Source organism: Nostoc sp., from assembly GCF_036917535.1.
GTDB lineage: Bacteria > Cyanobacteriota > Cyanobacteriia > Cyanobacteriales > Nostocaceae > Nostoc.
In genome coordinates this window covers 85,365-97,760 of sequence record NZ_JBALDA010000005.1, presented here as the reverse complement: position 1 = coordinate 97,760, position 12,396 = coordinate 85,365, and the positions used below count along the sequence as shown (strand labels likewise).

The following is a 12,396-nucleotide window of genomic DNA, read 5'->3' as shown; positions in this document are numbered from 1 at the left end:
GACTAATCTTTGACTGTTATACCCATATTCTTAGCCGTTCCTGCCACAATCTTCATTGCCGCGTCGATATCGTTGGCATTAAGGTCGGGGAGTTTGGTTTGGGCTATTTCTTGCAATTGTGCTTTGGTTATTGACCCAACTTTCTTTTTGTTGGGTTCGTTTGAGCCTTTTTCAACTTTCGCCGCCTTCCGAATCAGTACTGATGCAGGTGGCGTTTTGAGTACAAATGTGAAACTCCGGTCTTCAAAAACCGAAATTTCTACAGGTATCACCATTCCAGCTTGGTCTGCTGTTTTGGCGTTGTACTCTTTACAAAACATCATGATGTTGACACCATGTTGACCCAAGGCGGGACCAACTGGCGGTGCTGGGTTGGCTTTTCCAGCATTTAGGGCCAGTTTAATGACCGCCACTACTTTCTTCGCCATTTGTATTTAGCTCTGTTTCTCTACCTGATTAAATTCCAATTCTACTGGTGTATCCCTGCCGAAAATTGAGAGCAAGGCTTTAAGTTTACTCCGCTCTGGAGAGACTTCAATTACCTCGCCTTCAAAGTCTTTAAATGGGCCAGAAAGCACCATTATCTTATCACCAGTAGCCATGTCAATTTTGACAACAGCTTCTTGTTCGCTGGTTTGTTTGAATATACGTTCAACTTCTGAAGAACTCAGTGGTATGGGATGGACATGACCGCGACCCTTGCTGCTACCACGTTTTTGTTCTGAACCAACAAAGTTGATTACATGAGAGGTGTTGCGTACCACCTGCCAGGTATCATCATCCATCATCATCCGTACCAGCACATAGCCCGGAAAAACTTTTTCTTCTGTATGCTGGCGACTGCCATCTTTGCGGATTTTTACCGCTGGCGTTTGCGGAATTTCTACCTGGATAATTTTGTCAGCTACATCAAAAGTTTGAATACGTTGCTCCAAGTTAGTCTTTACACGCTTTTCACAGCCTGAAGCTACTTGTACTGCATACCAGCGTGCTTCTTTTAACGCTACTTCTGCGGCTTCTGCTGCTTCTGCTGTTTCTTCTGACTGCAACATTGAGTTGCGTGGTTCATCTGTTGCAAAACTCATTAGAACACCTGTTTTGCTGCCCAATGAAACAATCCATCGACCAAGTATATCAAAGATGCGGAGAGTGCCACCATTAACAACACAGCGGCGGATTCGCTCACTATCTGTTTCCGACTGGGCCAAACTACTTTTTCAAGTTCTTCTTTGGTTCCCTGTATGAAGTTGCCAAAGCTAAACCCATTTGCGGTTTCTGGCAATTCTGCTTCACTTTTTTTGGCCACGACCGTTTATCCCCCGTTTCTTATACTAGATCCTGTTTAATTGTCATCTAGGTTTGCAGTTTCGACTCTATTTTACTTACTATCAGCAAAACAACTGCAAATACAATAAGTTTACCCGAAATTATTAGCGCTAACTGCTAATATAGCAGCTGCGTAATTATTTCGGGCTTTGTTTTTTGCTCTTGAGCGCGCCCTGGAGGACTTGAACCCCCGACATCAGGTTTTGGAGACCTGCGTTCTACCAACTGAACTAAGAGCGCACAAGCTGTTTTTGATTCAGTGATTGCGCTGAACTAAATTTCAGTTTAACGCAATATGCGATTTACATCATACCTTAGTCTTGTCGGGAAGACAAGTTAGCGGCAGATGCCGCTTGCAGAAAAGAGATTTCTCCCATAATGATTGAAGGACGAATCACAAAGGGCGGTCAAACCGTTGCTTGATCCGGGTTGCCTTACCTACGCGATCGCGGAGATAATACAATTTAGCACGGCGTACTTTACCGCGACGTAATACTTTGATGCTGTCAATTCGGGGAGAATGCAACAGAAATACCCGCTCAACGCCCACGCCTTGAAAAACTTTGCGGACTGTAATAGTTTCGTTGATGCCACCATTGCGCTTGGCAATCACTACTCCTTCGTAGGGTTGTACGCGGTATTTATCGCCTTCTTTGATTTTCACTCCCACTTTTACTGTATCGCCCACATATATATCGGGCACATTTGATTTTAGCTGTTCCGCTTCAATCGAGCGGATAATCTCTTGAGCGTTCATAGTCTTTCAGTTTGCTTAAAAAAAACTCACGATCGTCAATTATAAATTGATAATCCTATTTCAGTCTACCTGTTAGACATTGATAATTTTACTGATACAACAGTCTGGAAATGGAAGCTATATTGCAAAATGCTGTACCACAGGTATGAATTTATGAAATTTAGCGTCGTCATTACTACTTATAATCGCTTGGATTTGCTCAAAAGAGCAATTGATTCGGCTTGTAACCAAACAATGGAGTGTGAGGTGGTTGTTGCTGACGATTGTTCTGATGATGACACCCAAGCCTATGTGCAAAGCTTAGGCAATAAGGTTGTTTATCATCGTAATGAAGTAAACCAAGGTCATGCAAAAACGGTAAATGCTGGAGTTGCCAAAGCTACTGGTGACTGGATTAAGTTCTTAGATGATGATGACTATTTAGCGCCTAACTGCATAGAAGAGATGGCAAAGGCGATCGCACTTCGTCCCGATGCTGTAATCTGCTCTTGTGTGGCGGCTCAGGTGGATGGTAATGAAGTTGAACTCTCTCGCACCCCCCAAGTCGGCCCTGGTTTAGCTTTTTATATTCCACAAGCCGATATTCACTACGGTATGCTTTTAGAGCTTGTACCCTTTGGCACGCCTGTACAAGTAGCTTGCCAACGTGATGCTTTCCTGCAAACTGGTGGTTGGGACTCCACACTTGATGCTAACTGTGATGACATCGATTCCTGGATTCGGATTGCTCAGTTTGGCGATGCTATTTTCTTCAATCAGTGTCTTGCTTACCGGACAATCTGGCCAGGTGCTTATAATCAAAAGTTTTCTTTATCTCGGCGGTTGGCAACAAATATTTTGATGAAGGAAAAAATTTACGCTTTGGTAAATGAGCAACATCGCTCAAAGATTCCTCTTTTTCAAGATATAAAAAATTACCTAAAACTCCATTGGATTTTAGTAGCATTGAAGCAAAAAAATCTCAAGAGTTTTCTTTCAATGATAGATGCATCTGTAATTTCTCCTCAGTCTTGGAAGTTTTTACTAACTGCTGTCTCATCACGCCGCTCTCAAGGAAACAATTCTCAGGTGCGTAAACTTGTGTTGATTGAGTCGTAACTTTTTAAGTGTTAACAATAGTTTTTGCTGTTAAAAACTTAGCTTTTACAGAAATGAAGAAGTAAATAATACCAATTTGAAAAAGAATACAACACATGGACAAAAGCCACCTGCAACCTTCTCCTGACAAAGCAGAGGGTTGCAGATAGGGTGAGAAATCTTCTGAGTGCTAGACGATGACGTTAGTACCAACTACCAGATTGGTAGCTGTGAAATTATCCAAAGTTACCAATCTGGTAGTATAATCACTCTTACCGTAATTATAATTAACTTCTGTAGAAGTACCCGATTGGACAAATAGTAGGTAGCCATCACTTACAGGATTGCTGCCAGTGTAGCCCCGATTTTTAAGCCAGTCAGTAATGATTAACTTATCCTCGCTCTGATTAAAGTCAGTAATCGTATTATCAATGCTAGAAGCTTGGTAAACGAACTGGTCATTACCGCTACCGCTAGTCAGAATATCCTTAACACCATCAGCAACAAGGATGTCATTACCAGCACCTCCAATCAGGCTATCACCACGCCCACTAGTAAAGAGGATGTCATTACCAGCACCTCCGATGAGGCTATCCAGACCGTCACCACCAAAGAGTGTATCATTGCCAGCACCACCAATGAGGGTATCCCCCTCGTAACCTGCACCACTACGTAGAAGGTCGTTGCCACTTAAGCCGTCAATGCGGTCATAACCCCCTTGACCATTAATGACATCATCTGAGTTGTCAAAACCATTGACATTATTGTTTAGGTCATTGAGAAAGGTGACTGTGTTTTTGTTGAAAATGGTGTTTTGAGTAGAGTTGGCATTGAAGACATCAAAGCTGTCACGAATGCTGCTTTGCCTATCAAATAGGATATTGCCCACCGCCCATAGGTTGTCTAAGTTTTCCAGAGGAAAGTTTTGCAGGATAACTTTGTCATCAGCTACGCCTTCAAAGGTGAGTTCCAGATTGTTGTTATTCTGGGTGAGTTGCAGATTTCGGGCAGTTAATCCAGCACCTTGGAATTTTAGAGTATCCAATTCGCCAATAACTGCTGCCGAGGGATTTGAGCCTTTACCTAGTCCACCAAAATCGGTGATGGTATCAACACCATCACCTAAATTGTAAACAAATTCATCTTTGCCACCGCCACCAGTTAAGATGTCGTTGCCTTGATTACCTGCGATCGTATCATTGCCGGCTTGAGCGTTAATTATGTCACTATAATTATTGCCCACTAGATTATCAGCGCCATTGGTTCCATTCAGCCCATTGAACTCTAATGCACCAATATCAACTGTACCCTCAGATATTCTGTCAAATCCAGCACTCCGTTGGTCGGTGGTGATGCCTGCTGGAATCAGAGCATTATTCCCTGCATTAATGGCGGGACTATCGCTAATTAAGGCATTAGTAAAGGTTGCACCGCCGTTATTTTGCAAGGGGCTGAGTCTGGGATCAATAGGGTTAGCGCTGCTGCCGACAAGGGTGCTAGTAGTAAAGCCAGTGCTACCAGTGTTATCTCCAATCAGGTTATTACCGTCGTCGGTGAAGTCGCCGGAAACGTCGGGGTTGATGTCACCGCCGTAGATACCCCTATTGTTAAAGTTACCTGCAATAATCGTGTTCCCAACGATGACAGTGCCGCCAGCGGAAACACCTCCACCAGTGCCGCCTCCCCAGTTGTAAAGGTCTTCTGCGGTATTATTGGTAATCGTGGTGCTGTTCAGATTGAGGATACCTGAGCTAGAGATACCGCCACCGTCCCCTCCACTTGCCCTATTGCCAGAGACAGTACTGTTGGTGATGTTAAGGATGCCTGAGTTAGATATGCCGCCTCCAGAAAGTGCTGAATTACCAGAGATAGTGCTATTACTCAAGCTGACACTGCCAGAGTTAAAGATACCACCGCCATAGGAAGGGTAAGGGTCAGGCCCATAACGATTAAGACCACTGGCGTAAGCCCCATTACCAGAGATAGTGCTTCCTGTCAGGCTGAGAGTACCTGTATTAAATATGCCACCACCGCTGGCAGAGGAGTAACCGGTAGATGCACTATTGCCAGAGACAATGCTGTTAGTGAGGCTGAGGTTGCCTTTGTTAAATATGCCTCCGCCTAACGATGAACCCTTATTACTAGAGACAGTGCTTCCCGTCAGACTGAGAGTGCCTTTGTTAAAGATGCCGCCTACCGCCCCCCTGTTGCCAGAGACAATGCTTTGCCTCAAGTTGAGGCTAGTATTGTTATTAAGCAAAATACCACCAAAGGGATCGTTAGCATTAGCAATCTTCAAGCCATTAATGCTGGCATCTGTCCCTGTCCCCGATATCTCAAACACACCGGAGGCATTATTTCCACTGACGATCAGATTTGCTGCCCCAGTCCCCAAAAGGGTAATATCATCAGTAATTGTTAGTTTGCCTGTGGTGAGGGTGATCGTATCTGGAGTGGCATCACTAAAAACTCCTGCAAAGGTAATAATATCTGCCCCAGCAGTAGCATTGGCATTGAGGATAGCTTGCCGCAACGACCCGTCTCCAGAATCATTGGTGTTAATCACTACTAAATCATTGGCTGCGATCGCTACTGTGGCACTATAATCCACATCATCGATTTGGTAAGCTGAATCTGCTGCCAAGCTGAGGGTAAGATTTTCTGCCGCTTCTGCCTGAATATCATTGACAGGTGTCAGGGTGATATCTACATAGCTTTGCCCATCAGCAATCACAATACTGTTGCCGCTGACAAAGTTGCCACCTATGCTTAGGTTGTAGTCTGCAATACTTGCATTTCCATTAGCAGAGAAGTTGACTGTTAATGTCCCACTGCTATTACTGCGGCTGATGCGGTAAGTGCCAGTATTGCCACTGTTTTCATCAGCAGTGTTATCTGTTGTGCTGATGCTGATGGTGGGTACGAGGGGATCAGGATTATCAGGTGGCGTAATTATCGTAGGCTGGACTTCATAAGAACCAATATCAATTGCAACGCCGGATATCCTGTTAAATCCAGCGCCCCTTTGATCGGTGCTGACATCGGCAGGAACTAGGGAATTATTGCCAGCATTAATAGCGGGGCTATCTGCAAGTAAGGCATGAGTAAAGGTTGCCCCACCGTTATTTTGCAGTGGCCCGATTTTTGGATCAATGGGACTGGCGATTGTGCCAATGAGAGTGCTGGTGGTAAAGTTAGTACTACCAGTATTATCGCCAATCAAATTATTGCCAGAGTCAGTGACACTACCAGACACGTCAGGGTGTATATCACCAGAGGTGGAATTATCAAAGTTGCCTGCAATAATGGTGTTACTAACCTTCATGGGGCTACCATAACTTGCAACACCTCCACCGTTGCCAACACCATTGCCATCTGAATCGGCTATATTGCTAGTAATTGTGGTGTTGATCAAAGTGAGGTCGTCGCCTGTATAGCTGCCAGAATCATAGATGCCACCACCTTCATCATTCGCCGTATTCCCAGAGATGGTGCTGTTAGTTAGAGTAGCTGAACCGCCAAAATAGCCACCATCATCTGCGTTAACGACACCACCGCCGTTATAGTTTGCCGTATTACCAGAGACAGTACTTGCCATTATCTTGAGAGTACCGCCTTTATTGTATATGCCGCCACCGTAGTTTGCCGTATTGCCAGAGACAGTACTTGCCGTGATGTTGAGAGTACCGACGCTTGCACCGGAACCGTCATTATAGATGCCACCGCCGAAGTCACCCGTATTGCCAAAAACACTACTTCCCGTAAGGCTGAGGATGCTACTGTTATAGATTCCGCCTTTGGTATTACCAAAGACAGTACTTCCCGTTAGATTGAGGATGCCGTTATTAGAGATGCCGCTTTCCTCTGTATTCCCAGAAATACTGCTTCCTGTCAGGCTGAGGATGGAATTTGAATTGATTTGAATACCGCCGCTAGCGATCGCCAGGCCATCAATAGTAACACCTGTCGCTAGTCCCGATATCTCGAATACTCTGGAAGTATTATTCCCACTCACAGTAAGCTGAGATGCACCTGTTCCCAAGATGCTCACATCATCGGTAATGGTCAGTTTTCCAGAGGTAAGGGTTATTACATTTGGGGTGGTATCAGTAAACACTCCCCCAAAGGCGATCGCATCATCTCCAGCAGTCGCATTAGCTAAGTTAATTGCTTCCCGCAGTGTGGTGATACTATTATTCGGATCGCCATCATCTGCGTCCCCGGTACTATTTACCGTAAAGGTTGCTAGTACTCCCGCGTAAGCTTCCCGCGTCGTTTCTGAAAACGCTAGAGTCACTTCCATATCACCGATGCGGACTTCCAGATCCCAATTGCCGCCTAATGCCGCACTGCCTATCAGCTGACGCGAAGCAGCAATATTTGCTCCTGTAAGTTGGTGCAGTTTGCCAATAAATTCTGCCCCCAGATCACCGTCAGCTACGTTGCAACCATAGATGAGTAAATTGGCTACTGTTGTAGCAGATGTAACTAATGGTTTAGCGGTTTTAGATGAGGCGGAAAATATCTTCTGCCATTGTTGCAGTTGCTGGCTATGGCATTCGAGGGTATCAAGTCCCAAGTGAGTGTTACCCAGTTGCAAACTACCAGGGGCACCGTGGCAAACAATATGAATATTGCTAAGATTCTGGTCAGCGCGAGTTGCCAAAATCTGCGTAATTTGCTTAACACCGTTCTGTGTCGGATCAATAACGAATACTTCGGTGTTGGGAATAACATCGTTAATTAAACTCTGGTAGTCTTCAACTGCCGTGTCAATGAAGACCAGGTTATGCGTATATAAGGTGGTAATTACGGAATTTAAGTGGAAGTGTGTAGTATGTAACGTTGCCATTTTGTTACCTTAAACTAAGGTTATGAGTTAAACTCAAACTGACTGAAGCTTTGTCATTACAGGGTTTTCACACAATTATTAACAGTAATAATGAATTATTTGTTACCATTAATTTCCTTTTTCTATCATCAGGCCAATTGCTGTTTTTGTAAAGCAGTGTTTCAGGAGTGCCCATAAATGAACTACTGAGTTACCAAGAGAGCAAAACGCGGGATTTAACAAGGATGCGATGCTTGACTTGTTGCAACCTGGAGTACTTGAAACTCAAAAATCAAAAGATTTTTATTCTCTGTTTTGGCTGCTGTGTTAAATGGAATTTATATATCTGCTGTGATGTATTAGAGTTCAATACCAGAGTATTGGGAAATAGAAAATAAGGCTGTAGCGACTTCAAAAAATAGCATATTCAGAATTTTGAAGTTTTTCCCCGATTTATCAAGGCGTTACTGAATAAGTCTTTAAGCTAAGTAACTGGTTATAAACGCTATAAGTCAAGTAGCAAGTGGTCAATTTTACGCACTACTGACTACTTTTGAGTTGTCGTTGAAGACCTTAATAATTATGTTTATTTCTATTCAGTTACTTATCTTTATTTTTTATACACATTTCAAAGCTTATGCGAATCATACATATTTTGAACCACGTTCAAGAAATAGGTAACGGTATTGTGAATGTGGCTGTGGATCTAGCTTGTCTACAGGCAAAATCTGGTTATGAAGTCGCGGTTGTTTCTGCTGGTGGGGAATACGAGGCTTTACTAGATATTTGTGGTGTCAAGCATTACCAATTAAACCAAAGCAGAAAACCGATAAATACGATTAAAGCAGCTATACGTTACCGAGCGATCGCAGCTGAATTTCAACCGGATATTGTTCATGCCCACATGATGACGGGGATAATATTAGCACGCATTTTTAAAGGACACAAATATGCTTTAGTTTCTACAATCCACAATGAATTTCAGCGTGCTAGCCTACTGATGGGTTTAGCTGACAGAGTAATTGCTGTCAGTCAGGCTGTATGTGATTCGATGATTAGGCGTGGTATTCCAGAAAACAAGTTGCGGGTAGTATGTAACGGAACTTTAGGCAGTCCCCGCACCCGACAAATTCAAGATTATCAACCTTTACCATTACAGCATCCAGCGATCGCCACTGTAGCCGGGATGTATCAACGCAAGGGAATTGCTGAGTTAATTGCTGCCTTTGAACAAATTGCCTCAGATTTTCCCCAAGCCCATCTTTATTTGGTAGGAAATGGCCCTGATAAGCAGCTATTTGAGGCACAGGCACAAGCAACTTCTGTAAAGGAACGCATTCATTTTGAAGGCTTCCAACCAGAACCTCAACGCTATCTGATATCTTGTGACATCTTTGTGCTAGCTTCCCACCGTGACCCTTGCCCTCTGGTGCTTTCGGAAGCTAGAGAAACTGGAACTGCGATCGTCGGTACTCAGGTAGACGGGATTCCTGAAGCTTTAGACAACGGGCGAGCAGGTCTTTTAGTACCAGCAAAAGATAGTCATGCTTTAGCTGAGGTTTTAGTGCAATTACTGAGTAATGCCGAGATGCTGGACGAGTGGAAACAGCGGGCAAAGAAAAACCTAGAGAGGCTCAGTGTTGCCCGCGTTCATCAGGAAACAATGACAGTGTATCGGGAGTTAATTACAGAATGAGGGCATGGGGTATTGAGAAGAGACAAGGTAGACATGGGAGAGGGGGGAGACTTGGGAAAGATTTGTTCAATAATTCCCCCTTGTCCCCAGTTCTTCTGCTCCCTACTCCCCTGCTTCTTCGCCAGTCCCCAGTCCTTAGTAACAGAATTAATAGAGCAGCGATCGCTTTAGTTTGAAAGCTACGCCTAAAGCGCCAAAGACCAGTACACCCAAAATATTAGTTGATTCAGGAACGGCGGTATAATAAGCAGCCACTCTGATCGGTCCATCTTTATCTTCTTGCTCTGCTGGAATTGGTGGAATGATTCCAGCACCTGGCGCTAGATTAGGCAGGGTAGCGAATGGATTGTAAAACAGAGTTCCGTTTGGGATGACGCCACCACTAAAAGTGATAGTACTACCAGCAATGGTAATGTCTGTAAAAACATCCTTTAAATCGGGGTTAGCAGAGTTACCAATCTTCCCATCTCCATTAACATCTCCCCATTGCACAGGTTCATTATCAAATGGTGGAGTAGAATTCGGATTACTATAGGACAGCGTTTTTAAATCAAAGACCAAGCTGTTTATATCGTAACCAGTGGCATTTAGAAAGTTATTAGCTACATCTGGAACACCATATTCTATTACTTGCCCTGGTAGGTAATCTGTAAGGCTTCTTGGTTTTTTTGCGTCGAGTACATCTTGATTTTTAGTCGTCACAATGGGTTCTACAAAAATGACGGCTCTTGCTGGTGTCCAAGACAAAAAACTAATTCCTGCTGCTCCGAGAACAGGCAAGGCTATTTTTGTGGCAATTCTAGTCATATTTGTGTCCTTTGGATATTGATTAACAGAATGCTATACCAGATGATTTAAATCAAACAGCAAAAACTCACTTTTCAACTGCTATCTACCTGCTAGATAAATAGCGGTTAATGTGTGCTTGCTCACTGAGTTGATATTTACTCATAGGTTGATTTATAAAGCAATTCTTGTAATGCTTTATCACGATAACTAGTAATTTCACGCAATCTTTATAAAAAATCCAAATTAGAACTTATGCATTGTACAGATTAGACAATATGTAAGTTATAAGTAATTATCCTGACTCTTAATGACTTATGGGCACGCTACATAGGAGGTTTGAGATGAAATGGTTATAAGATTTAGAGACTATGGCAAACGGCTTGCTGATTTTGAGCAAGAAATTTTAGTACATTGTCCCCAATGCAATCGCATTGCCAAGATATTGACTGTAAACTCTGAGCAATCAAGTCTCAGTTGCATCAAAAGAATTACCTGTCAGCACTGTAGCTATACAAAACAACAGTCAAAGGATGGCAATCGAAAAGCCGCATTGTTACTGTGGCAGAACAATTACAGGAATAAAAGAAATTCTCGCTATGGAATATTAGACCATTTTTTTGGCTTACCCCTGTGGCTACAAACTTCTTGTTGCGGTCAGGTGCTATGGGCATATAATGAAGCTCATTTGAACTTCCTGGAAAGCTATGTTCAATCAAGGTTGCGAGAACGCTTGCCAGACGAATCATTAGGCTGGCATAATGGCAGCCTTGCCAGTCGCCTACCCAGATGGATCAAGCTGACGCAGCATCGGGAAAAAGTTTTACAGAAAATTCAACAGTTGAAGCACAGTTTGTAATCAAGGCTTTAATCTTGTTGATGAGCAAACTTATAACCACCCCATAAAGAAAGAGCGATCGCAGCTACCAACAAAATTGGTATACTGTACCAAGGAAACTGAGACAAGGGTAGATGGGCAGCTGCACGCAGTCCGATGCTGGCGTAGGTGAGTGGCAACAGGTAAACTAAAACTTTCAGAGCCGCTGGTAGTGTAGCAGGGTCAAAGAAAGTCGCTCCTAAGAAGGACATGGGGATAATGATAAAATTATTGTAGAGTCCGACTGATTCGAGCGATCGCACACTCAATCCTACAATCACCCCCACTCCAGCAAATACCGCACAATTCAGTGTCACTAACAGTAAAAATAGTGGGTTGAGAAAATTCCAGTTTCCACTCAACAGCAGCGCTACCAAAATCACCGAAGCAGAAGTCATCAAACCCCGCACGACTCCCGCCAGCATTTTACCGATGTACAAAGCTAAAGGATGTATAGGAGTTAACAACAATTCCTCAAAGGTTTTGGTAAATAGTCTCTCTCCACAAATTGAAAATGTCGTTCCAACAAAGCTAACCGTCATCGACGACAATGCCACCATTCCTGGTAATATAAATTCCAAATAGTTGTCATAGTTACCACTAATTCCTGAACCGGGTTTGATGGAACTACCCAAACCCAAGCCAAAAGCTAAAATATATATCAGTGGCGATATTAAGCCTGATGCAGCAACTGGTAGGATTCTCACGCGTAAATCTAACCAATCTCCCCAAAAAATAGTCAGACTATCAGCTAGGAAGATTTGAAGTTGCGAAGTTTTGAACCTTTTGCCCGAAGGTAGCGCTCTTTGAGATGTCACGTGCTTTCAATTACTTATTAAAATTTCATTAAGTGTTAATTTATATTATTTTACACATTAATTGCTAAGGGTAACAAAAATATCTCATCCTAAAAATTGAAAATTAACAACAAAAGTTAGATAGTTTAAGCATTCTGACTAGATTAATTGTGAAAACTCAATTAGTTATATCTGATAACAATTAAAAGTATTAAAATTTTGTCCTAACATCTAGATAAACTAGTATTT

Annotated in this window: 10 protein-coding genes and 1 tRNA gene; 3 read left to right on the top strand and 8 right to left on the bottom strand. The window is 43.0% G+C overall.

Annotation, left to right across the window (positions count from 1 at the left end):
* Positions 1-2 precede the first annotated feature (2 nt).
* The 5 genes from rplK to rplS all read right to left on the bottom strand — a co-directional run bounded on the left by rplK (position 3) and on the right by rplS (position 2,083).
* Entirely contained in the window at positions 3-428 is a 426-nt protein-coding gene (gene rplK, locus V7K56_RS01340) for a 50S ribosomal protein L11 (RefSeq protein ID WP_012412092.1), read from the bottom strand.
* Positions 429-434: 6 nt separating this feature from the next.
* Positions 435-1,085, bottom strand: a complete 651-nt coding sequence (gene nusG / locus V7K56_RS01335; RefSeq protein ID WP_334906857.1) for a transcription termination/antitermination protein NusG — start codon at positions 1,083-1,085, stop codon at positions 435-437.
* Positions 1,085-1,306: a preprotein translocase subunit SecE gene (secE, locus tag V7K56_RS01330; RefSeq protein ID WP_292780076.1), complete on the bottom strand. Its 222-nt coding sequence runs from the start codon at positions 1,304-1,306 to the stop codon at positions 1,085-1,087. Before secE ends, nusG begins: the two co-directional genes overlap by 1 nt.
* A 187-nt stretch (positions 1,307-1,493) precedes the next feature.
* Positions 1,494-1,566: transfer RNA gene (locus V7K56_RS01325), tRNA-Trp, on the bottom strand.
* Positions 1,567-1,720: 154 nt separating this feature from the next.
* Positions 1,721-2,083: a 50S ribosomal protein L19 gene (rplS, locus tag V7K56_RS01320; protein WP_334906855.1), complete on the bottom strand. Its 363-nt coding sequence runs from the start codon at positions 2,081-2,083 to the stop codon at positions 1,721-1,723.
* Between the two features lie 153 nt (positions 2,084-2,236).
* Between rplS and V7K56_RS01315 the strand changes: the two genes are divergently transcribed.
* Entirely contained in the window at positions 2,237-3,181 is a 945-nt protein-coding gene (locus V7K56_RS01315) for a glycosyltransferase family 2 protein (RefSeq protein ID WP_334906853.1), read from the top strand.
* Between the two features lie 169 nt (positions 3,182-3,350).
* Here the strand turns inward: V7K56_RS01315 and V7K56_RS01310 are convergent, their stop codons facing one another.
* Positions 3,351-8,012 (bottom strand): DUF4347 domain-containing protein, encoded by a 4,662-nt coding sequence (locus V7K56_RS01310; protein WP_334906851.1) that lies wholly within the window; start codon positions 8,010-8,012, stop codon positions 3,351-3,353.
* Positions 8,013-8,628: 616 nt separating this feature from the next.
* Between V7K56_RS01310 and V7K56_RS01305 the strand changes: the two genes are divergently transcribed.
* Positions 8,629-9,687, top strand: coding sequence for a glycosyltransferase family 4 protein (locus V7K56_RS01305; protein WP_334906849.1), 1,059 nt, complete (start codon positions 8,629-8,631; stop codon positions 9,685-9,687).
* Positions 9,688-9,834: 147 nt separating this feature from the next.
* Here the strand turns inward: V7K56_RS01305 and V7K56_RS01300 are convergent, their stop codons facing one another.
* Positions 9,835-10,494 carry a hypothetical protein gene (locus V7K56_RS01300; RefSeq protein WP_334906847.1) on the bottom strand — a complete coding sequence of 220 codons (660 nt, stop codon included), beginning with the start codon at positions 10,492-10,494 and terminating at the stop codon, positions 9,835-9,837.
* Positions 10,495-10,822: 328 nt separating this feature from the next.
* Here V7K56_RS01300 and V7K56_RS01295 point away from each other — a divergent pair, with 328 nt between their 5' ends.
* Positions 10,823-11,332, top strand: coding sequence for a hypothetical protein (locus tag V7K56_RS01295; RefSeq protein WP_334906845.1), 510 nt, complete (start codon positions 10,823-10,825; stop codon positions 11,330-11,332).
* An 8-nt stretch (positions 11,333-11,340) separates the two neighbouring features.
* Here V7K56_RS01295 and V7K56_RS01290 read toward each other — a convergent pair whose 3' ends face one another.
* Complete coding sequence (locus tag V7K56_RS01290) at positions 11,341-12,168, bottom strand: ABC transporter permease (RefSeq protein ID WP_334906843.1); 828 nt, start codon at positions 12,166-12,168, stop codon at positions 11,341-11,343.
* Positions 12,169-12,396: the final 228 nt, after the last annotated feature.

Excerpts from the sequence above, each read along its gene's own strand:
- rplK (WP_012412092.1), bottom strand. The coding sequence starts at position 428 with ATGGCGAAGAAAGTAGTGGCGGTCATTAAACTGGCCCTAAATGCTGGA.
- nusG (WP_334906857.1), bottom strand. The coding sequence starts at position 1,085 with ATGAGTTTTGCAACAGATGAACCACGCAACTCAATGTTGCAGTCAGAA.
- rplS (WP_334906855.1), bottom strand. The coding sequence starts at position 2,083 with ATGAACGCTCAAGAGATTATCCGCTCGATTGAAGCGGAACAGCTAAAA.
- V7K56_RS01315 (WP_334906853.1), top strand. The coding sequence starts at position 2,237 with ATGAAATTTAGCGTCGTCATTACTACTTATAATCGCTTGGATTTGCTC.
- V7K56_RS01310 (WP_334906851.1), bottom strand. The coding sequence starts at position 8,012 with ATGGCAACGTTACATACTACACACTTCCACTTAAATTCCGTAATTACC.
- V7K56_RS01305 (WP_334906849.1), top strand. The coding sequence starts at position 8,629 with ATGCGAATCATACATATTTTGAACCACGTTCAAGAAATAGGTAACGGT.
- V7K56_RS01300 (WP_334906847.1), bottom strand. The coding sequence starts at position 10,494 with ATGACTAGAATTGCCACAAAAATAGCCTTGCCTGTTCTCGGAGCAGCA.
- V7K56_RS01295 (WP_334906845.1), top strand. The coding sequence starts at position 10,823 with ATGGTTATAAGATTTAGAGACTATGGCAAACGGCTTGCTGATTTTGAG.